The sequence below is a fragment of the Microcella sp. genome (genome assembly GCF_019739195.1).
Classification (GTDB): Bacteria; Actinomycetota; Actinomycetes; order Actinomycetales; family Microbacteriaceae; genus Microcella.
On sequence record NZ_JAHHDS010000003.1, the window covers coordinates 1,769,027 to 1,790,529 of the forward strand.

Annotated in this window: 21 protein-coding genes; 13 read left to right on the forward strand and 8 right to left on the reverse strand. The window is 62.8% G+C overall.

The annotated features are described in order from the left end of the window. Positions 1–2: 2 nt before the first annotated feature. Positions 3–593, reverse strand: a complete 591-nt coding sequence (locus KL788_RS10375; protein ID WP_293171076.1) for a biotin transporter BioY — start codon at positions 591–593, stop codon at positions 3–5. After that, complete coding sequence (locus KL788_RS10380) at positions 590–2,266, reverse strand: class I adenylate-forming enzyme family protein (protein WP_293171079.1); 1,677 nt, start codon at positions 2,264–2,266, stop codon at positions 590–592. Before KL788_RS10380 ends, KL788_RS10375 begins: the two co-directional genes overlap by 4 nt. Positions 2,267–2,423: 157 nt before the next feature. On the opposite strand from KL788_RS10380, the gene KL788_RS10385 reads away from it, so the two are divergent. Next, positions 2,424–3,230 (forward strand): SDR family NAD(P)-dependent oxidoreductase, encoded by an 807-nt coding sequence (locus KL788_RS10385; protein WP_293171082.1) that lies wholly within the window; start codon positions 2,424–2,426, stop codon positions 3,228–3,230. An 18-nt stretch (positions 3,231–3,248) separates the two neighbouring features. On the opposite strand, the gene KL788_RS10390 is transcribed toward KL788_RS10385, so the two are convergent. Continuing rightward, a complete protein-coding gene (locus KL788_RS10390) occupies positions 3,249–4,178 on the reverse strand; it encodes a cytochrome b/b6 domain-containing protein (protein ID WP_293171085.1) in 930 nt (309 codons plus the stop codon). Positions 4,179–4,664: 486 nt separating this feature from the next. Between KL788_RS10390 and KL788_RS10395 the strand changes: the two genes are divergently transcribed. From KL788_RS10395 to KL788_RS10430, 8 genes are all read left to right on the forward strand, one after another. Beyond that, positions 4,665–5,927 (forward strand): ABC transporter substrate-binding protein, encoded by a 1,263-nt coding sequence (locus KL788_RS10395; RefSeq protein ID WP_293171088.1) that lies wholly within the window; start codon positions 4,665–4,667, stop codon positions 5,925–5,927. Beyond that, on the forward strand, positions 5,924–6,787 hold the full coding sequence (locus tag KL788_RS10400) for a branched-chain amino acid ABC transporter permease (protein WP_293171091.1): 864 nt from the start codon (positions 5,924–5,926) through the stop codon (positions 6,785–6,787). Before KL788_RS10395 ends, KL788_RS10400 begins: the two co-directional genes overlap by 4 nt. Beyond that, positions 6,784–7,788, forward strand: coding sequence for a branched-chain amino acid ABC transporter permease (locus KL788_RS10405; protein WP_293171094.1), 1,005 nt, complete (start codon positions 6,784–6,786; stop codon positions 7,786–7,788). Before KL788_RS10400 ends, KL788_RS10405 begins: the two co-directional genes overlap by 4 nt. Further along, a complete protein-coding gene (locus tag KL788_RS10410; RefSeq protein WP_293171097.1) occupies positions 7,785–8,522 on the forward strand; it encodes an ABC transporter ATP-binding protein in 738 nt (245 codons plus the stop codon). The genes KL788_RS10405 and KL788_RS10410 overlap by 4 nt, the downstream gene beginning before the upstream one ends. A 7-nt stretch (positions 8,523–8,529) precedes the next feature. Continuing rightward, entirely contained in the window at positions 8,530–9,228 is a 699-nt protein-coding gene (locus tag KL788_RS10415) for an ABC transporter ATP-binding protein (protein ID WP_293171100.1), read from the forward strand. Between the two features lie 132 nt (positions 9,229–9,360). Then, entirely contained in the window at positions 9,361–11,391 is a 2,031-nt protein-coding gene (locus tag KL788_RS10420; RefSeq protein WP_367120445.1) for a hydantoinase/oxoprolinase family protein, read from the forward strand. Next, positions 11,388–13,571 (forward strand): hydantoinase B/oxoprolinase family protein, encoded by a 2,184-nt coding sequence (locus KL788_RS10425; protein WP_293171103.1) that lies wholly within the window; start codon positions 11,388–11,390, stop codon positions 13,569–13,571. The genes KL788_RS10420 and KL788_RS10425 overlap by 4 nt, the downstream gene beginning before the upstream one ends. Next, on the forward strand, positions 13,568–14,539 hold the full coding sequence (locus tag KL788_RS10430; protein WP_293171106.1) for a phosphotriesterase family protein: 972 nt from the start codon (positions 13,568–13,570) through the stop codon (positions 14,537–14,539). Before KL788_RS10425 ends, KL788_RS10430 begins: the two co-directional genes overlap by 4 nt. A gap of 94 nt (positions 14,540–14,633) precedes the next feature. Here the strand turns inward: KL788_RS10430 and KL788_RS10435 are convergent, their stop codons facing one another. Both KL788_RS10435 and KL788_RS10440 read right to left on the reverse strand, forming a co-directional pair. Continuing rightward, positions 14,634–15,035: a nuclear transport factor 2 family protein gene (locus KL788_RS10435; protein ID WP_293171109.1), complete on the reverse strand. Its 402-nt coding sequence runs from the start codon at positions 15,033–15,035 to the stop codon at positions 14,634–14,636. A 4-nt stretch (positions 15,036–15,039) separates the two neighbouring features. Continuing rightward, a complete protein-coding gene (locus tag KL788_RS10440) occupies positions 15,040–15,444 on the reverse strand; it encodes a nuclear transport factor 2 family protein (RefSeq protein ID WP_293171112.1) in 405 nt (134 codons plus the stop codon). A gap of 476 nt (positions 15,445–15,920) precedes the next feature. On the opposite strand from KL788_RS10440, the gene KL788_RS14115 reads away from it, so the two are divergent. Next, complete coding sequence (locus KL788_RS14115; RefSeq protein ID WP_367120446.1) at positions 15,921–16,310, forward strand: hypothetical protein; 390 nt, start codon at positions 15,921–15,923, stop codon at positions 16,308–16,310. 323 nt (positions 16,311–16,633) lie between these two features. Continuing rightward, positions 16,634–17,617 carry an MBL fold metallo-hydrolase gene (locus KL788_RS10445; protein ID WP_293171115.1) on the forward strand — a complete coding sequence of 328 codons (984 nt, stop codon included), beginning with the start codon at positions 16,634–16,636 and terminating at the stop codon, positions 17,615–17,617. Positions 17,618–17,702: 85 nt separating this feature from the next. Here the strand turns inward: KL788_RS10445 and KL788_RS10450 are convergent, their stop codons facing one another. Then, on the reverse strand, positions 17,703–18,344 hold the full coding sequence (locus KL788_RS10450; RefSeq protein ID WP_293171118.1) for an alpha/beta hydrolase: 642 nt from the start codon (positions 18,342–18,344) through the stop codon (positions 17,703–17,705). Beyond that, positions 18,341–19,309 (reverse strand): ring-cleaving dioxygenase, encoded by a 969-nt coding sequence (locus KL788_RS10455; protein WP_293171121.1) that lies wholly within the window; start codon positions 19,307–19,309, stop codon positions 18,341–18,343. The genes KL788_RS10450 and KL788_RS10455 overlap by 4 nt, the downstream gene beginning before the upstream one ends. A 108-nt stretch (positions 19,310–19,417) precedes the next feature. Between KL788_RS10455 and KL788_RS10460 the strand changes: the two genes are divergently transcribed. Then, positions 19,418–19,777: a hypothetical protein gene (locus tag KL788_RS10460; RefSeq protein ID WP_293171124.1), complete on the forward strand. Its 360-nt coding sequence runs from the start codon at positions 19,418–19,420 to the stop codon at positions 19,775–19,777. Between the two features lie 89 nt (positions 19,778–19,866). Continuing rightward, on the forward strand, positions 19,867–20,046 hold the full coding sequence (locus KL788_RS10465) for a YegP family protein (RefSeq protein WP_293171127.1): 180 nt from the start codon (positions 19,867–19,869) through the stop codon (positions 20,044–20,046). 19 nt (positions 20,047–20,065) lie between these two features. Here the strand turns inward: KL788_RS10465 and aspS are convergent, their stop codons facing one another. Continuing rightward, on the reverse strand, positions 20,066–21,406 hold the full coding sequence (gene aspS, locus KL788_RS10470; RefSeq protein WP_293171130.1) for an aspartate--tRNA(Asn) ligase: 1,341 nt from the start codon (positions 21,404–21,406) through the stop codon (positions 20,066–20,068). Positions 21,407–21,503 lie beyond the last annotated feature (97 nt).

The following is a 21,503-nucleotide window of genomic DNA, read 5'->3' on the forward strand; positions in this document are numbered from 1 at the left end:
GGTCACGAGGAGGCTCTGCGGTCAGCGAGCGTCCAGGCGCCTCGAATGAGACCGGCAGCGATGACGGCCTTGATGGCGCCGCCGATCAAGAACGGAAAGAGACCAGCCTGGAGAGTCTGCTCGAGGTTCAAGCCGAGACTGAACGCGAGCCAGGGGAGTCCGAAGGCGAACACCACGACGGTTCCTGCGCTCAACGACACCAGAGCGCCGAACCACCGCCGGTCCCAGCGACGTTCCGCGAGCCAGCCCGTGAGCGCGGCCGCTGCGATGAAGCCGAGAATGTAACCTCCGGTGGGCCCCACGATGACTCCCCATCCGCCCGTCTGGTCGCTGAACCACGGCACGCCCGCCATGCCCAGGAGCGCGTACACCGCGAGGGAGAGGGATCCCCGCGCTGCGCCGAGGGATGTTCCGACCAGCAGCACCGCCAGGGTCTGCCCGGTGATAGGTACGGGCCAGAGAGGCACCGAGACTTGAGCGAGTATCCCGGTAAATGCAGCGCCACCGACCACCAGGAGCGCGTTAGTGAGCACTGCTCGGCGGACGGCCCAGTCTGCGAGTGTGGCGGGAGCGGGGGCGGAAAGTGCGGTCATGACGATTCCTTTCGGTCTTCGTGGAGGATGCTGCGAATGGCGACCTTGTCGATCTTGCCGGTGGAGGTTTTGGGAAGTGTGTCGAGATAGGCAAGGCGCACGGGGATCTTCTGCGGGGCCAGATGGGTGCGGCAGAAGGCGAGCAAGTCTTCCTCGCGGTCTTCCGGCCAATCCACGACCAGGTACGCCATGACGATCTCACCCCAGTGTTCGTCCGGATAGCCGACAACAGCAGCCTCCCGAACACCGGGAAACTCGAACAGGACGCTCTCAATGTCGATCGGGTAGATGTTCTCCCCACCACGAATGAGGAGGTCCTTCTTGCGGCCCATCAGATAGAGGTAGCCGTCGTCGTCACGACGAGCCATGTCTCCGCTACGAAACCAGCCATCGATCATCACCCGAGCCGTCTCGACCGGCAGGTCCATGTAGCCCGACATGTTCACATCTCCGCGCGACACTATCTCTCCGATCTCGCCAGGAGGCACATCGTTCATGTCGTCGTCGCACAGTCTTACCTCCGTGTCGAAGGCCGCTTTTCCGATGGAAGCCAAGAGCCAGTGCTCGCCTGCGACGGCACGACGGTGCTCTTCCCAGCCGAGTACCGTCTGGCTTCCACATTCGCTGGCTCCGAACAACTGAAGGAAGTCGCACCCGAACACATCCATGGCCCGACGCAGCAGCGCGGGGGGCATAGGGGCAGCGCCGTAGCCGAATGACCTGACCTGCGAGTAGTCGCGGCCTTCAATGTCGGGGGTCGTGAGAAGGCTACTCACCATCGTCGGCACAAGAAATACGTCGGTGAGCCCTCCGTCGCTCAGCCAGTCTAAGAGCTCCGATGGCTTGAACGCGGGCATCAGAAGTATGCGGAAGCCGACGGCAACCGCCGCCAAGAGGTGCGAGAAACCCGACACGTGAAAAAGGGGAGAACCGTTGTAGTGAAATGTGCGACGGGTGAACTCTCGATCGATCGAGCATTGGATCGCGAGTCGCTTGAGCATCAGATGACTCTGAAGCACGCCCTTCGGTGTGCCAGTCGTACCGCTCGTGAATGACAGTCGCAGAATGTCGGAGTCCTCGATGTCAGGCCACTCATGGCCGTTAGGTGCCTCGGCGAGCAGGGCGTCATAAGAGAAGTCGGCGCCGCCTGGCTCTGGACGGAGCGGAGAGTCTGGGTCAAAGGCGACGATCGCTCCAATACAGCCGAGGACGTCGGCGATATCGTGCACATTCTCAAGGCTACGAGCGTCAGCGAAGAGCAAACGCGCCTCCGACTTTGCGAGAAAAGTCTCGACTTCGCGTCGCACTGCTCTCGGATTGATGGGCACGATCGTGGCACCCATGCTCATCGTCGCGAGCAGGAGTTCAGCAAACCGATAATTGTCGACAGAGATCGCTCCGACCCGGTCGCCCTTCCGCACACCCAGTTCGTGGAGCGCAGACGCCAATCTGCGCACGCGGCCGTAGACCTCGCCGTAGGTGAGTGTGCGATCGTTCCCTGCGTCGACGAGCAGGACGTCATTCGGCCTCTCGGTGGCGTGGGTGCGCAACCGGTCGCCGATCGTGAATGCTGAGCTCACCATTGAAGCCCGACCACGTGGCCAGTGCGAAAGATCGTCACGAAAACTCCTTTGTTTCGCGTCACGCAGGCCGACCGGATGGCCTAGCGACACACCTGATTCTGCACTGAGAGGCAAAGCATTTCAAGTCTGAACTTAATGCTCAACTGGTCTTTTCGCCCACTAGAGATAGGGAAGAAGACTTATCTCATGAAGAACTTGCCTCGATGGTTTGAATCTAAATGACAGGGCACTACCGTACCATCGTGGCATGGCAAATCTAGAAGGCAAGATCGCGCTCGTCATGGGAGCGGCCACGGGAATTGGCGCGGCGAGCGCTGCAACCCTCGCCCGACTGGGCGCGAGCGTTCTGCTTGCAGACATTGCGGCAGAGACAGTCGAGAGGCGGGCAGAGGAGATCAGAGAGGCTGGTGGAGACGCCCTTTCGATTGGGTGCGACGTGCGCGACGAAGCACAAGTCTCCGCTGCAGTCGCCGCCGCTCTCGCCCGATGGGGCGGCCTCGACATCATGCACAATAATGCGGCTGCCATGCATCTGGTGCGCGACGACGGCTCCGTGACACGCGCAGACTCTCGTCACTGGGACGACACCTTCGAGGTCAACCTTCGCGGGCAGATGTTCGGTTGCAAGCATGCAATCCCCGCCATGGTTCACCGAGGGGGTGGCAGCATCATCAACACCGCGTCGGCGTCGGGACTTCTCGGCGACCTCGGTCTCACTGCATATGGCGCAGCCAAGGCTGCCGTCGTTCAACTCACTAAGTCCGTGGCCACTCAATATGGCCGACAATCCATTCGCTGCAATGCCATCATCCCTGGGCTCATCGATGTCAATCGCGCCGCCGGCACGGGGCTACCCCCCGCGAAGCGAGAGCTCTTGACACGGCACCAATTGCTTCCGCTTCACGCTGGCCCGCAAGAGGTTGCCGACGTGGTCGCATTCTTGGCGAGTGATGCCGCACGCTTCATAACAGGCCATGCGCTCGTCGTGGACGGCGGGCTCACAGCGCATATGCCGACCTATGCAGATGCCCTGCGCTTTGAAGGGGGGCAGTAGCGCAATCTTCGCTCTGTCCTATCGCTTGGTGACTTGCCCACCGAGCAACGCGACCGGTCGCAGAAGCATCGGGCGCAAGAGTAACCAGCACGTCGCCATGATCATGAGTGAGCCTGCGAAGATCAGCGCGCCCACCCACGAGACCTCGTCACGACTGGCGTACATGTGATTGAGATTGCGGAGAGCCCCCGTCGCGAGCACGAGGGTGACGTGAGCCACCGTGAAAGCCACAAAGTAGAGCATGACCGGAAAGTGCACGACCCGCGCGAGCGTCACCGGGTAGATGCGTTCTAGCGCTCGAAAACGAGGACTCCAGGCGGGCGACATGCGAACGCCGGTGACGATGGCGAGCGGCGCCGCAACGAAAATCGTGACGAAGTAGGCGAGGACCTGGAGCGAGTTGTAGTTGATCCAACCGTTTTCTGACGGCCAATCGAACGATGCGTACTGCAGCGCCACCGAGATCGAGTGCGGGAAAACCTCCCAGCTGGTGGGAATCACCCGCGCCCAATGCCCACTGACCAGCAACAGCACGATGTAGACGATTCCGTTGGTGATCCACAGCACATCCAGCACGAGGTGGGTCCACAGGGTCAAGGAGATCTTGGTCGGTGGGTACTTCGTGCGCAGCGGACCAGCGTTGTTTCGGGTCCAGTACGAGTCGGGTTTCGCCCCGGTGCGGATTTGCCAACCGGTCCGGATGATGAGCAACATGAACAGCATGTTCACGAAGTGAGTGATGCCGACCCACGGGGGGATGCCTTCACGGGTGCCCTCGGGCAACTCTAGTTCTCCGGGGTACCGAAGGATAAACGACTCTACTGCGGGGATCTCGCGAACGAGCGTGGCGAGCCATACGACAGCGCCAGCCACGATGACGGCGATCGGCATGAGCACGACTACCATCAGCAGCCGTTGAGAGGGGGAGCGGTCGTCGAGAAACTTCATGGGTCCCTCCATCGGTCGTGGGCACGCTGTGACGACGGTCGTCTCGCCCTATGCTGGCGCTTACTGTACTTCAAGGTTGAATAAAAGCGAACCGATGGGCTGAGTCCTTGTGAGACTGCCCCTCACGCCCGCTCACTGCACGCCACTTCCCGACCCCGCACGATTGTCTACCGCTCGAGGGGGCCGACGAGGGACTCGGTGCCGCCGAACTGCGAGAGAAGTCATCGTCCGCTTCACGGCGATGAGAAGAATGCGGTGAGCTCGACGCACTGCAGTGCGGGCCCGATGCGCCTTTGGCCCTCCCTCGACAGCCCTCACTGCCTCGCGACATCACCAGCCTAGGGTCCGGTTTGTCGACCATCGATTCGAACTCGCAATCGCTTCAAGCACAAACGACCGATCACATTTTCGGCGCTAGTCCTTGACAATCAGTGTCTGAAGTATATGGTTCAGGATTAAAAGAATCTCCACTCCCGGAGAGGATCAATGTCGATTCAGAGCCCGTGTACGGCGGCGCGACGCGCGCGCCGAATGTTGGCTCCACAGCTGGCGGCCGTTCATTCAGCCGACCGGAAAGGTGAGTGTGAAATGAAGCGTTGGACCCGCACTGCGGCTGTCGGACTGGCCGTCACTGCAATGACTTTGCCCCTTGCTGCCTGCAACCAGAGTGTCAGCACTGAAGGGGACGGCGAGCTAATGCCGCTTCAGATTGGTGTGGTTGCGCCGCTGACTGGCCCGACTGCGTCCATCGGACAAGCACAGGCGTGTGGCGCACTGGTCGCTCGCGACGCTTTGAACGCTCTGGCTACCAACCCTGGTGAGGAGGTCGAGCTCTTCATCGAAGACAGCAAGGCCGATCCCGCTGAAGCTGCGCGTGTCGCAGGTGAACTGACCAGTGAAGGCATCGTCTTCTTCCAAGGTGGTCCGACGACCTCGGAGGTCGCCGCCCAGCTGCCCATTTTCGCCGATGCCGGCGCGATCACGACTGCAGGCACCTCGCAGGCGCTGTCAATTCTCACGAGCGGCGCGCGGGTGGCTCGACTGCAGCCCGACACCTCCGTTGCAGGTGCGTTTGCGGCACAGTTCTTGCTCGACGAGTTCGACGTCTCGAAGGTAGCGATGCTCACGCAAGACATTGAGTACTCGCAAGAGATGGCGAAGGGAGCGACCGACGCTCTCGGTACTGACGTCGAGGTGTCAGTCCAGTCCGTGCCGTTCGACGAGGTCACGTTCGCCTCGCAGATTGACGCGTTGCTCGCGACCGACCCCGACGCGTTCTTCTTGCCGATCGCGGGATTCGACAAGCAGCTCGCGTTTATCCGTGAGTACACGCGGACCGGAACGGATGTTCCGCTTGCTCTCGGACTCTCCATTCTGAACGCGCCGCTCGTGGATGCCGGCGGTGCGGATCTCGAAGGCGTATACGGGTTTGACTCGTGGAACATGTCTGTGCAGAACGACGCGTCGACGCAGATGCGCGAGGACTTCGAGGCCTACGCACCGGATCATGCAGAGTGCGTCGACACGAACGTTTCGATCCAAGGACTCATCGAGTACAGCTCTGTGAAGCTTTACCACGCTGCGGCCGCGATGGCTGGTACGCGCGACGCTGGCGAGGTTTACCAGGCGATTCTCGAGAACGACTGGGACATGCCGCAGGGTGTCATCTCGTTTTCTGCTAGCGGCCAAGCGGTCGCTCCGCAGATCGCGGTGCAGGTGGTGGGCGGCGAGATCGTGTCGGTCGAGTGACTGGTCAGCTGCTGCAGGGTCTGATCGTCGGGGGGGCTTACGCCCTCGCGGCGGTCGGGCTCACCTACACCATCGGTATTTCGAGAATCATCAACTTCTCGTACGGAACGATGTACATGCTCGGCGCGATGATCGTCGCGTCGTTCGGAGGACTCAATGCCTCGCTGGCCGGCAATTCGCTTGCCGTAGTGGTGGCTGTTCTGTTGGTCGGGGTCATCGGGTTCATCATCGCTCGGTTCGTGATCATACGGTTGGTGGCCGATCCAGACGCGGTCATCATCGGTACGCTCGCGATTGACGTGATCCTGGTCAATCTTGGCCTCATGTATTTCGGCACCAATCCGGTACTCGTCGATACGCCTCTTTCGCAGACCGTATTGCGGCTTCTCGGAACCCATGTGACCCTGCAGCAGCTGCTCATCGTCGTGCTTGCTCCGCTTGTGACCCTCGCCCTCGTGCTCTTCATGAAGCGGACGAGGCGGGGCGCGGAGATTCGAGCGGTTGCCCAGGAGCCAAACCTTGCGGGCGTCTCAGGAGTCAACGTGAGGGGCACGTACATCGTCGCTGTACTCGTCGGTGTCGTCATCGCCGCGGCGATAGGCGCTCTCGTCGCCGCGAACATTGTTCCCACTGTTTTCGCTGGCCAGCACTTCTTCCTCAAGGCATTCGCGATCGCGGCGCTCGCCGGTCTCGGGCAACTCTGGGGAGCTCTCATCGTCGGCTTCGTCATCGGGATCTCAGAAGTGCTCTTGAGCGTCAACCTCACGGGCGCGTATACCCCGGCAGTGATCTACGTGCTCCTCATCGTGGCGCTCGTGTTCTTCCCGCGTGGCCTGTTCAACACAAGGACCTCAGCATGAGAAATCTGACCGTGCGCATTCCCGTCCTCGCGGTCGTTGGCTTGGGCCTCGTTGTCACCCTGGCGTTCACCGCGCCTGCGTCGCTCCTTCCGACCTTGCAGTTCGCGCTCATCATGGGCGCGCTGGCTGTGTCGTTCCAGGTCGTTTTCGGCCTCCTCGGTGAACTGAGTCTCGGACACGCGGCACTCTTTGGCGCGGGGGGTTACACGTATGCCGTGCTGACGAGTGCGGGCACCAACTGGCTCGTCGCGACGCTGGGGGCGATCGCATTAGGGGGCATCGTTGCTGCCGTCATGGCCCTCCTCACGTTTCGGCTTTCTGGGATCTACTTCTCGGTCGTGACGTTCGCATTCACCATGATTCTCGCTGTCATCGTGCGGGCGAACGCGCAGCTCGGAGGTACCGCGGGCATCCCGGGGGTAGAAGGGTGGCCGGTCATTCCCGACATTCTGCGCTTCTCGACGCAGACGATCTACGCCGGCACCATCTTCGTGCTGCTGCTTGTGGCCTACTCCTTGCTGAAGTCTTCGACGCCTGGGGTGGTCCTTGAACTGGCGCGGGAAGACCGGGAACTTGCTCTCGTGAGTGGTGTCAACGTGCGTCGGCTTCGGCTGGTCGTCACCGTCGTCTCCGGGCTCATGGCGGGTCTCGTCGGTGCATTCTTCGCGCAGTCCACCCGGTTCATCAGCCCTGACGTCTTCGGATTCCAATACCTCATTATTCCGCTGTCGATTGTGATCGTCGGGGGGATGCGCACTCGTACCGGCACCGTAGTCGGGGTTCTGATCGTCGCGGTCATTCCTGCCTTCTTCAACCTCTCGGCGGTCGTAGACCAGATCGTCGCGGGCGCGCTCCTGTTGCTCGCCATCCTTGTCGCTCCCTTTGGGATCGTGCCGGAGATAGCCAAACTCATGCGACGCATGTATCCGGGAAAACGGGCCACGCAGCCTCCCACCTCTGATGCCCCCGTGCCCGACGCCGCGAAGGAGGCACAGAAATGAACTTGCCGTCGACGATCGCACCAGTCCTCAGCATTCAGAACATCACAGTGACCTTCGGTGGAACGAAGGCTGTTAACGACTTCAGTGGTCATGTGAACCCGGGTGAGATCGTCGGCCTGATCGGACCCAACGGGGCCGGCAAGTCGACCGTCATCAACGCCGTGTCGGGTTTCGTGCCGCAGTCCGGGGGCGCGATCCTGCTCGACGGCATCGACCTCACGCGCGAAACAATCTTCGGGCGGTCGCGAATGGGACTGGGTAGGGCGTTTCAGCGAGTCGCCTTCGCGACGGGAATCACTGCGCGCGAGCATCTCAGCGTCGCCGCGCTCCACGGCAAGCTCTTGCGTCGACGCGTGCTCGAGCCTGTGCACATGCAGCTCGTTCGGTCGGCCGGCCTCGAAGAGCACCTTGATGTTCCCGTCGACCAACTGAGCTTTCTCTACCGCCGGCTCGTCGGCATTGTGATGGCCGTCATCGGCGGTGACCGCGTTGTCATGCTTGATGAAGCGACCGCAGGTCTCACCGACGGCGAGCGCAGGCGCATCGGCGACATGATCATGGCATGGGCAGTTGAGCACAACCGTGGGTTCCTTGTCGTCGAGCACGACCTGGAATTCGTGCGCCAAATCTCGACTCGCACGATCGTGATGGATAAAGGTGCCGTACTCGCCGACGGTGAGACAGACGCCGTGTTGCGCGACCCGGCCGTCGTGACCGCGTACATGGGGAATTGAGGATCGCATGCCGTTGGAAATCAACAACGTCACAGTGAGCTACGGCCCGATCACTGCGGTGCGTGGGGTGAGCTTGGTGGTGAAACCCGGCGAGATCATCTCAGTGATCGGCCCCAATGGAGCGGGCAAGACGAGCCTTATGTCGGCAATCCTTGGTCTCATCTCGCATGGCGGTGACGTCGTTGTCGATGGCACCCGCTGTACTCACTCGTCGTCTCATGTGCGAGCCCGCCGGGGCATCAGCTTCGTGCCAGATGCGCGGGGAGTGTTCCCCGAACTCACTGTGCGTGAACAGGTGCTCCTCGGAACAAAGAAGTCCGACAAAGGCGTCTACGACGAGCTCGCAGAGAGCTTCCCGTTGCTCGCCGATTTCGCCGACCGTGAGGGAGGATCACTCTCCGGAGGGCAGAAGCAACTCGTGAGCATGGCGCGGGCCATCGCTGCCCGACCTCGCTACTTGCTGATGGATGAGCCTTCGATCGGCCTGTCACCTGTCGCCATTCGTGGAGTGATCGATGTCGTGCGTCGCTTGGGACACATGGGCATCGGAGTACTCATGACTGAGCAGAACGTGAAGATTGCGATGACTGAGAGCAGTGAAGTGCACGTCATGGTGCGCGGTGGAGTCGAGCTCAGTGGCACGCCCAGCGCCCTGCAGGACGACCCCCTGATCGAAGATCTCTATCTAGGCCGAAGTGCGCACTAGTCCTGCACACGCACACCATTCGTGAACGAGAGGAAATCACCCGTGCAGGAACGATTCTGTACGCCGGTCCAGATTGGCATCGACGTCGGAGGCACCCACACTGATGTTGCCGCCGCGGTGGACGGCCGCGTCGTGCGGGGCAAGGCACTCACGACATACGACGACTTCGGCAAAGGTGTGCTCGAAGCGGTCGGTGTCGTCGCCGAGGTTGTCGGGGTTCCGAGCGCTGAGTTTCTTGCGGCGACCACTGAGTTCACGGTGTCGACCACAGTGGTCACTAACTCTCTCATGACCCTTCGCGGTGCGCGCGTCGGCGTGCTCGTGACCAGCGGATTCAAAGACACATTCCGTATCGGCGACTCACACCGCAGCGCGGTACGGGACGACCACCTTCAGGAGAATGCCCCTGACATGGTCGATCGGCGGTGGATCGTCGAGATCGACGAGCGCACAGACGGTGACGGAAGCGTGTTGCTCGCCCCCGACCCTTCGGTAATCGTTGCCGCTGCTCGTCGACTTGTCGATGAATTCGGGGTGGTCAGCGTCGCGATCTGCTTCGTGAACAGCTACCTGAATCCTGACAACGAGCTGCGTGCGGCGCAGGCCGTTCGCGATGCAGGAATCGGGACGTTCGTCGTCCAGTCGCACCAAATGTCGCCGGTCATCGGGGAGAACCGTCGTTGGACGACTGCGGTGCTTAGCGCATTCGTGCAGAGCGAAGCCACTCGTTTCGTCGCGTCGCTCAGGGACCGCCTCGACGAGGGCGGATTCACGGGCAATCTCTCGTTCTTCCAAGGTTTGGGCGGCCGTATGTCGAGCGAGGCTGCCTCCGAACAGCCTCTGGCTCTCTATGGCAGCGGCCCCGCGGGTGGCGCTGTCGGCGCCAAGGCGCTTGCCGAGCGGATGCAGACTCCCCATGTCCTGCTCGGCGATATGGGGGGTACGAGCTTTGACACGGGCATTATCACCGACTATGAGCCGCACATAGCGGGCGATGTGCAAGTGGGTCCGCTGCGCACGACGGTGAACATCGTCGACATCGACTCGGTCGGTGCCGGCGGTGGCTCGATCGCCTGGATCAGTGAACGCGGTGTGCCTCGAGTCGGCCCCCAGAGCGCGCGCTCTGAGCCGGGACCCGCCGCTTACGGCCGCGGTGGTACCGAGCCGACCGTGACCGACGCGATGATCGTTCTCGGGGTTATGGACCCCGAGAACTACCTCGGCGGCCGCTTGAAGTTGCGGCCCGACCTCGCTGAGAACGCTCTGGACAGGGTCATCGCAACTCCTCTTGGTTCTGACATCGAGAACTCCGCGGCCGCGGTGCACGATCTGGTCGTCGCCCACATGGCGAGCGCCATGCGCGAGGTAACAGTCGCCAAGGGGTATGACCCGCGCGCTTTCGCCTTCGTCGCCTACGGGGGCACGCTCCCGATGTTTGCAGCGGAGATCGCACGGAGACTCACGATCGAGCGGGTGATCATCCCGCACAACAGTTCGGTCTTCTGTGCGGTGGGGGTCTTGAGTTCCGACTACATGGTGCGCCTGACGCGCACCATCGGCGACGAGCTCGATTCGATCGACGAGGATGCGATGGGCGCAATAGCCGAGGAGATGCTTGGGCAAGCGCGTGAACTGCTTCAGGCTCAAGGCTTCAGCGCGGACGATATCGCGCTCGAGTACAGCGGCGAGTTCCGCTTCACAGGACAGCACCACGAACTGCCGATGGCGCTCGACACCGCGACGATTTCAGCGTCGGATGCCCCGCAGTTATCTGAACAGTTCTTCAGACTCTACGAGCGAACCTACGGCGCAGGGACTGCCTGGAAGGACTCCACCGTTCGGCTTGTCAACTACGTCGTCACCGCTCGCGCAAGCCGAGACAAAGCACAACTCACCCCGGCCGCGCTCAGCGCGACTGCGCCGAACAAGATTCAGACCGGATCGCGTGCGGTCTTCCTGCCTTCGAAGCGGTCCCGGGAGAACATCCCGCTCTATGCCGATGACAAGTTCACCCCGGGCAGTTCGGTGAACGGCCCGGCGATCATCGATGCGTCTGACACGACGATCTTCGTGCCGCCCGGCTTCAGAGCGTCGCGCGATGAGTTTCTGAACTACGTACTCACCGACACAGAGGTGACCACGACAACGGAAGAGATCTCATGAGTGCCATCAACGACACCTTGGCTGCAGAGGTTCACCGTCGCGCGCTGGAGAACATCACCAACGAAATGGCGATCACACTCCGTCGCACCTCGGGCTCTCCGGTCGTCACCGAGGCTTCTGACTTCCAGGCTTGCGTATTCGACGCGATCCCCGAGCACCTCGGCTCGGCAGCGTTCGTTCAGGCGCATCTTGGGTCGTCTCTCGTCGGAACGCAGGCAGTCGCGGCAACAGCGGCTGAGCTCGGCGATCTTGCCCCGGGCGATGGCTGGATCGTCAACGACCCGCACGTGGGAGGCGCGCTTCATCAGGCAGACGTCGGAATCATCATGCCGGTCTTCACGGGCGACACCCACCAGGGCTGGACCTTCACCAATATTCATGTACTCGACATCGGCGGTTCGGGAGTCTCGGGAATTGCACCTGGTGCCCTCAACATCTTCGGAGAAGGCTTGCGGTTCCCACCGATCCGCGTCATTCGAGGTGGGTTGCTCGACCCAGAATGGGAAAAGTTCATTGCGGCCAACGTTCGCGCCCCACGGCCGGTGATCAACGATATCCGGAGCATGATCGCCGCGAGTCACGTCGGTGCGTCCAAACTCAACGAGGTGATCGAGCGGTTCGGTATCGACGCGCATCTCGCCTACTCGGAGCACAACAAAGACCTCACTGAGAAGACCTTTCGAGAACGTATCTCCAGCATGCCCGACGGTGTCTACGAGGCTGTGGACTGGGTGGAGTGGGACGGTCGCGCCGACCCTGACGTCATGCTCCCCATTCAGGGACGGCTCGCGATCGATGGGTCTGATCTCGTGTTCTCTTTCGAGGGCTTCCCGCAGATCGAGGCCTACGTGAACGCTGGTCGAGGGGCGATGATTGGGTCGATCGCAGCTCCGCTTGTGGTGCTCTTGGGGTACGGCGACTTTCCGATCAACGGAGGAATGTGGCGGCCGCTTTCGTTCGACTTCGGCGAGCCGGGAACCAATGTCAACCCCACGATGCCTGCGGCAGTGAGCTTTGGGCACGTAGAGACGGGATTCGCGGTGCGCAAGCTCACCGCGAGTCTGCTCATCCAAGCGTGCTCGCTTTCTGACGATCCCGTGCTTCGTAGTCGGGTCGCAGGTATCGCCCACAACGGGCACTCGTCAAACGCACTTTCGGGTACTCATGATGCAGGCCACCAGTCGACGATCTTCTACATGGACGATGCGATCGGAACCGGAGGTGGCGCACAGACCAACCACGATGGGCAGGATGTGCACGGCGGCACGGGGCAACTCGCGGCGCGCATCCCCGAGCTCGAGGTCTACGAACACGACGGACCCACGCGGTTTCTGTGGAAGAGAATTGCGCCGAACTCGGGCGGACCTGGGGCCATGCGCGGTGGGCAGGGTATGGAAGAGGCCTACGAGATCGCGCACGCAGAGAAGCTCCGCGGTCCCGCATGGAATAACGTCGCCCACCAGCCCGCGTGCGGTCCCGGCGGGGGGTTTCCCGGCGCGGCGAGCGCTGCGCGCGTCATTCGGAGCGCTGGCGTCAGGGAACTCCTGGATCACGGCATCGCGCCGAGCGAGGAAGCCCGCCTGACCGGAGAGACCGAGTACTACCGCAAGAAGATGTCTGATCTCGTAGTCGAACGCGGAGACGTGGTCATCCATGCAGGCGGCGGCGGGAGCGGTCTCGGCGACCCTCTGCTGCGGAGTCCGGAGATAGTCGCGGAAGATGTGCAGGCTGGCTGGATAACGCGCAAACACGCGGAGGCAGCGTACGCCGTAATTCTCACGGAGACCGGAATGGTCGATCCGGACGCGACAGCCAGCGCTCGTGAGGAGCTGCGTCGCAGGCGCATTGGCGCAGAGCCCCGGGCGGAATTACGGGCACCGAGCAATATCGGAATCTCGATCGGTGTCGCGGATGGCACGTGGCGTTGCGAGTCCTGTCTCCAGGTCTTGGGACCGATCTCCCGCAATTGGCGAGATGGAGCGACGATGCAGGTACAGGAGATTGCGGCTCGATACGAAGAACTTGACATGGCCGTGGCCCCTCGCACGACGTCACCTGAGGTTCTCATGAGGGAGTACTACTGCCCCTCCTGCGCTGCGGCGCTCGAAGTGGACGTCGTGACGGCTGACTGGCCGACGTTGGCGGCGCCCGTGCTGACCAGCGAGGAGCGTGTGGCATGACCGGCACGGTTGCGACAGTGCGCGGCGAAGTCGCAGTGAAGGACCTCGGCGCTACTCTCATGCACGAGCACCTCTTCATCAGAAACCCCGAGTTGGAGGAGAACTACCCAACGGGTGAATGGGATGAGGATGTCATGCACGCAGCAGCGTTGGCGCGGATGCGTGCGCTTGCCGCAGCGGGCATCTCGACCCTTGTTGATCTCACGGTCATGGGTCTCGGCCGATCGATTCCGCGCATTCAACGGTTGGCGGCCGAGAGTCCTGTCAACATTGTTGTGGCGACTGGCTTCTACACACAGCGTGATCTTCCGACCTACTTCTCAACGCACTCCCGCGGGGGGTACATCGATGAGGATCCGTTGGCGGAGATGTTCATCGGTGACATCCGGGAAGGCATCGCCGGTACGGGGGTGAAGGCGGCGATCATCAAAGTCTCGAGCGATCGGTTCGGTATCACCGACGATGTCGCCCGCGTATTCGCCGCGGCTGCAGCCGCGCACCAACAGACCGGCGTGCCGATTGCGACGCACTCGAACCCTCATGTGCTCGGCGGGCTCGATCAGCAGGCGCGCTTCACAGAACTGGGAATCGACTTGCAGCACGTCGTGATCGGACACAGCGGAGACACAACGGACATCACGTACTTGCGACGCCTTCTGGATGCGGGTTCAACGGTGGGGTTGGACCGATTCGGAATGACGATTACGGGAGTGGATACGGAACGGGTCGACACTCTTCACCAGCTGATTGAACTCGGGTACGCGGAACAACTCGTTGTCTCGCATGACTCGTCGCTCTACAGCGTGAACATGGCTCCGACTCACAAGGACCGCATCATGCCCGAATGGACCCATCTCATCGTCTCTGAGCAGGTTCTTCCGGAGCTGAGGCGCCGCGGTGTCTCGGAAGAAACGATCGATCAGATCATCGTGGGAAACCCTGCACGAATCCTCGCTGGCAGCCACTAGCTGGTTGCTGGTGCATTGTGCAGACCGGGGCGACTGCTGCGAAACAAGCCCGCCGCTGGGGGCGGCTTCGTGAGAAGCTCCGGAATCGGCGCAACTAGCCTGCCGTGCGGTCGTATACCGTGTCGACAGAAAGGCGTTTGGTGGGTGTCTTCCAGTAGATCTCGATGTTGTCGATGAGGTCATTGTCATCGACGGTGATGACATATGCCATTCGATAGCCCAACTCTTCGCCGTTCTCGACGTAGCGACTCGTGACCTCAATGAGGCCCACCTTTCCGTTCTCCGTTGAGGCGATTCGGTGGACGTCGTACCCAAACCCTTCGATGGGGGTCATTACACGGTCAAGAAACTGGATGTAGTTGTCGCGTCCATCGGTTGAGTCTTGCGGTCCGTCGTAGCCTTCGCGATGGACACCAGCGGCTAGCGTGGCCGTAACCTGGTCCCAGTCGCGGTCGATGATGCCTTGCAGGTAAGACTGAAAGACTTCTAGAGACATGAGTTCACTCCGAGCTGCGGTCGTAGACGGTTTCTTGCTTGAGGCGATGCTCAGGGGTCTTCCAATAGATCTCGACGTTCTCGATCCGTTCCTCACCAGCGCGCTTCGTGAGGACGAAGGCCATGCGATAGCCGAAACTCACGCTGTCTTCAAGGTAGCGGCTGGTGACTTCGACAAGCCCGACCTGTCCATCGTCGGTCGAGACTATGCGATGCACGTCGTATCCGAAGCTCTCAATCGGATCCATAACACGCGCTAGGTATTCGAGGTACTCAGCGCGGCTGAATGTTGAGTCTCGTGGCCCGTCGAATCCCTCTCTTCGCACGTCTTCGGTGAGGGTTGTCTCGAGTCTCGCCCAGTCACGATCGATCAGTGCGTGGACATACTCTTCGTACAGGGCCTGAGACATAGAGATCCATTCCTGGGAATTATTTCAACATAGTAGCAAATTTTTGGACCTGAAAAAAATACGTTACAGAGGCAATGAAGCGCTCCTGCTTTAAGCCTAAACAAGAGCGCATTGGGTTAGAAGTTGTCGGCTGTCCGACATGGAGTTCACGCGTAGCGCTGATCTCAACAGCGAACGTGTGACGCTCGCGGAAGCCAATGGGGGAGTGTGCTTCGGCATCGGTGGATTGCGATCGTGCGCGGCTCCGACTGCGGGCGACGCATTGATCCATTCGCAGCCCTCTTGACCTGCGGCCAACTTTCGCTCTCTTCGACGTAGACCAGCGGCCTCACTCCGGCGTATTTGGCTGAATGACTGCATTCGGTTGCCCAGGAAAATGGGCATCGACCGACGAGATGCTCGCACAGGCTGACGACCCGCGGCTCGTGCTCGTACTGCGGAACCTGAGCTTGGCGCTCCTCGAAGCGCACCTGTCCATGTGCGACTCCGTCGCTGCAGCCGGTCGCGTGCTCCACCAGCTGCCAGTGCGTGCTCTCTGCTCGCTGAGCGAGTGCACGCGTGTGCCCAGGCTGCGCCTATGTATCAGCACAAGCACACTGAAGCACGCCAATCTACTGCACTCCGTGATCGAGGGCCGCGAGACAGCCTTCGCCAAGTCTGCCAATCGCGTCGCGCTCGTCGTCAACGTGGCTTCACGCTGTGGTGCCGTTCCGCCGTACGAGCAGCTGGAGCAACTGCGGAAGACCTCCGACCACCGCGGTTTCGCGGCCTTGGGGTTACTTAGAACTGGTTCCTGCACGAGCTATCGAGCGAGTAGAAGACCACCGTCTACTGCGGTACGACCTGGGGCAGTACCACTCCGATGACCAGGAAGGTCACGGTTGGCGGCCGCAACCGGCACTCGCTCTGTGCCCACTTGGTCGAAACGAAAGATGCGCTTGGCCTTGCGGGCTCGATCACCGGGGACGTTGAGAAGGATGTCGTTCTGCAGAGCGGCGATAAGCACCGCTGCCGCCCGGAAGTGCGACCGGACGCTCCCGAGACCGCGGCCCTCAAAGATACGAACTTGCCGCACGGAGCACCTGTCTACCTTGTGACCGCGCGCTAGGCTTCGAACGTGCGCGAGGGCCCCGTGGTGCGACCCCTCGACCAGTGCGTGGCGCAGCGTGAGTCGTGGAGGCACGGTCGGGTGGCCGAGCCAACCCGCATTGCTGAGGGAATATGGGCGATCGCTACGCGTACTCCAGTTCCGGGTTTGCCTTTCACCTTGTGCTACGTGCTCGTCTCGCCCCGGGGCGACCTGCATGTCATCGACCCGGGTTGGGCTGGCATCGGCTCATACGAGCAACTGTCTCGATCGTTCGAGAACATTGGTCTTCGCATTCACGACGTGCGCACAGTCTTGGCCACTCACTTTCACCGCGACCACCTGGGGCTGAGCGCCGAACTGCGGGAGCGCACGGGCGCCCGTCTGCTCTTGTCGACGGTGGAATGTGACGTGATTGCTCGATCAGAGGCCGGTGAGCCGAGCACTCTTCAGGCCCGTGAAGCGCAATGGGAGACCTGGGGTGTTCCGCAAGATCGTCGCGACGATCTGACCGTTCCCACCGAGCAGAAGGACGACGATCGACCGGTTCATGCAGACGGCACAGTCGACGACGGTGAGATCCTGCCGTTCGAAGGGCATTCACTCGAAGTGGTCGCCACGCCCGGTCACACGCAGGGGCATTTGTGCCTGGCCGACCGTGATCGTCAGGTCGTCTACACAGGCGACCATGTGCTTCCGCAGATCTTCTCCGGTATCGGCATCGGTTCTCTTCCGGGGCATGATCCCGTTCATGACTTCTTGACATCGCTCGAGAAGCTTTCTGCGTTCGACGCATTCGACGTGCTTCCGGGCCATGAGTACGGCTTCACGAAACTCGGAAAGAGGAGACGGCAGATTGCCTATCACCACGTGCGTCGTGCCCGAGAAGTGTCGGAGCTTCTCGGTGAACTCGGTTCCGCGTCGATCTGGCAGTACGCCCGGCGAGTTTCGTGGACACGAGGATGGGCCGCGCTGAGGGGGTATGCGCTCGAATCAGCCCTGCGTCAGACGGCCCTGCATCGCGAGTTCGTCGAGAGCGGAAACGCAACCGAGTGGTTCGAGCGCTACCCGACCGCGCGACCCTGAGGCGGGCGTCGACGGCTGCCGCATGACCGACGGGTGTCGGCCAGCACAGCGGTCGATGTCGGTCGTGCCTGCCCTCTTTCGCGCGTCAGCGGGCCAACCACTCCTTCGCGAACTGCAGCTCGCCGGCCTCGATGCCGTGGCCGCCGGGGCGGCGGTGCCGGGTGACGGATGCCCCCCTCGCGCTCGCGAACGCTTCGAGCCGGTCGACGCTCGTCGCCGGCGCCATCGGGTCGTGGTCGCCGCCCAGCAGCAGCAGCTCGAGTCCTGGTGACGAGCCGCCGGGCTCGCGGTCGCCGAACGGGTACATGCCGCTGAACGCGACGACGCGGGATACCACGTCGGGATGCAGCAGCGCCGTCGCGAGGGCGATGTTGGCGCCGTTCGAGAAGCCCGCCGCGATCAGCTCGCGTCCCTCGAGCGCATACCGCGACCGCGCGGCGACCACGAAGGCGGCGAGCTCTGCGGCCCGCACGATGACGTCGTCGACGTCGAAGACGCCCTCGCCGAGGCGCCGGAACCATCGGTTCGCGAGGCCCTCGCGAACCCGGCCGCGCGGCGAGAGCACGGCGGCTCCCGGTGCGACGGCCTCGCCGAGTGCGACGATCTCGCGCTCGTCACCGCCGGTACCGTGCAGCGTGAGCACGACCGGCGCAACGGCCGAAGCGCCCTCGATGAAGAGGTGGGGCCACTCGTCGAGGTCGACCGTCGGTAGAGCATCCGGGCTCATGCCGCCACCTCGGGGTTGTTCTCTGCCGGCAGCGTGATCGGAATCACGGCGTGCTCGATCTGCTCGCGCGAGGGCTCGAGCCACGGCGGCAGCTTGAGTGAGCGGCCGAGTTCGAGCAGCGGCTCGTCGACGTCGAAGCCGGGGGTGTCGGTCGCGATCTCGAACAGCACGCCGCCGGGCTCTCGGAAGTAGATGCTCGTGAAGTACTGCCGGTCGAGAATCTCGGTGACCCGGTGGCCGCGCGAGGCGAGCTCGTCGCGCCACTGCTGCTGCGTCGCCTGGTCGGGCACGCGGAAGGCGATGTGGTGCACCGTGCCGCCCGCCGTGAGTCCTGGCTGCACGAGGTTCGAGCCGTGCACGTCGACGAGTGCGCCCGGCAGACCCACGCCCGAGGCGAGGCGCGTGCGGTTGCCCTCCTGCTCGACGACCCGCATGCCGAGATCGTTCACCATGAGGGCGATCGTCTGCTCCGCGTCGCGCACCGTGAGAACGCTCGAGTGCTGGCCGCGAATCGCGTGCTCGGCAGGAACGCTCGCCGAGTCCCACGGGTCGCGCGGGTCGTGCTCGTGCGTCGCGACGAGCTCGATCTGCAGGCCGTCGGGGTCGTGCACGAGCAGCCGCTCTTCGCTCGAGCTCGTCGAAGTGATGCGGGCCTGGGCACCGACCGAGGCGAAGTGGTCGACCCACCAGCCGAGCGAGCCCGCGGGCACCGAGAAGGCGGTCGAGGTCGGCTGGCCAGCGCCGATGCGCCCCTGCTGAATGCCCCGCCACGGAAAGAAGGTCATGAGGCTGCCGGGCCGGCCCGACTCGTCGCCGTAGTAGAGGTGGTACGTGCCGGGGTCGTCGAAGTTGACGGTCTTCTTCACGAGCCTCAGGCCGAGCCCGGTGATGTAGAAGTCGATGTTCTTCTGCGGGTCGCCGGCGATCGCGGTGACATGGTGCAGGCCTTCGGGGGCGACGGTCATGGTGGGCTCCTTGTCGTGCTCGCCTCAATAGTATTCATGCAAACGCATAGAGTGACAGGGGTATTCCCACCCCGGCGCGCATTCAGAATCGCCGCCTAGCGTTGCCTCATGCTCGACCCCTTGCGGCAACTGCTGCGCCGCCCCGACCAGCCGGCGGAATACTGCGCCACGATCGTGGTCATGAGCGCCGTGACCAAGCTGGATGCTCTCGCCATCGTCGCCCTCGCCGTCGACCGTCCCGTCGAGAGGCAGCGCACCATGCGCCCCTTCGTGCCGCTCGACGAAGCGCGCGACGGCCGCGGCGCCTGGGTCGAGATCGAGATTCCGAAGTTCGGCGAGCCCCCGCCCCTGGCGATTGACGTCTACTCGACGGTGAGCGACGACCACGCGCGACTGCAGGCGCTGACCCTCATGGCCCAGCTCGAGCAGTACACCGGCTGGAGCATCCGCCCCGATTTCACCGTCTGAATCTCTGACGCCTCTGGCGCGATGCGAGATAGCGAAATAGCATCACGACAGAGGCGGCACCCGAGGCCGCCCGCAGACGGGAGAGACCGATGAAGTTCGAGATCGTCAAAGGCAAGAGCGCGACCCAGCCGTACTTCTGGCGCATCGTGTCGTCGAATGGCCAGACCCTCGCGGTGAGCGAGAACTACAAGGCGAAGGCCTCGGCAAAGAGTGCGGTCGAGTCGGTCATGAAGCACGCGGCCGGAGCCACGGTCGTCGACCTGACCTAGCCGCTGCCTGACCTGACCTCTACGGCAGCAGGCGCGTCGGGCCGCGGAACAGGTAGGTCGTCTCGCGGATCGAGCCGAGGCCCAGCATGAGCATGAGCACGCGCGCGAGGCCCATACCGAAACCGCCGTGCGGCGGCACGCCGTAGCGGAAGAAGTCGAGGTAGAACTCGAGTTCTTCGGGCTCGAGTCCCTTCTCTTTCGCCTGCTCGATGAGCACGTCGATGCGGTGCTCACGCTGCGCGCCGGTCGAGATCTCGACGCCGTTGTAGAGCAGGTCGTAGCTGTTCGTGATGCTCGGGTCGCCCTCGCGGCGCATGTGGTAGAACGGCCGGATTCCGGTCGCGTAGTCGGTCACGAACACGAAGTCGTGACCGTGGTTGGCCTTCACCCACGCACTCAGTCGGCGCTCGCCCTCGGGGTCGAGATCGCCGTCGGCGCGCGGAATCTCGTAGCCCCCGTCGGCCACGATCTGGCGCGCCTCGGCGAGCGGGATGCGCGGGAACGGCGCGGTCGGCACGCTCAGCTCGACGCCGAACGCTGCCTCGATCGCGGCCCCGTGCTTCTCGACGACTGCGCCGAACGCCGCGGCCAGCAGCTGCTCGTGCATGGCCATGACGTCGTCGTGCGAGTCGATCCAGCTGATCTCAGCGTCGATCGAGGTGAACTCGGTCGCGTGGCGCGAGGTGAACGAGGGGTCGGCGCGGAAGGCCGGAGCGATCTCGAAGACCTTTCCGAAGCCGGCGGGCTGCGCCATCTGCTTGAAGAACTGCGGGCTCTGCGCGAGGTAAGCCTTCGTCTCGAAGTACTCCATCTCGAACAGCTCGGCGCGACTCTCTGACGCGCTCGCCATGAGCTTGGGGGTATGCAGCTCGATGAAGTCGCGCTCGACCCACCAGGTGCGCAGGGCGTGCTCGAACGTCGTCTGAACTTTGAAGATCAGCGAGGCCTCGGGGCGACGCAAGTCGAGAAAACGCCAGTCGAGCCGCTTGTCGAGGCTGGAGTCGTCGGCGATCGGCGTCTCGGCGAGGGCCTCGCTCACGACCTCTAGCGCGGCGATCTTCACCTCGATGCCGCCGAGCTTGACGCGCTCGTCGTGCTTGAGCTCGCCCGTGACGCGCACCATCGTGCCGTGCGCGAGCCCGCCGATGGTCTCGGTGAGCGCGGCGGCGGCGAGCTCCTCGGCCGAGGCACCGTCTTCGAGATCTCTCGTGGCCGGGTTGACCAGCTGCACGGCTCCCGACTCGTCGCGCAGAATGACGAACTGCACCTTCTTCTGATCACGCACGGTCTCGACCCATCCGGCGACGGTTACAGGGCCGTCGGGCAGGGGGGCGAGGTGCGCGATCACGGTGCGAGTCATGAGGCCCAAGCCTACCGGCGGGGCAGGGGATGCCCGCCGCCGCTCTCGGCGGCGACGCTGTGCTGCTGTGGCCGCCGCTCCCGGCGGCGACCAAGCC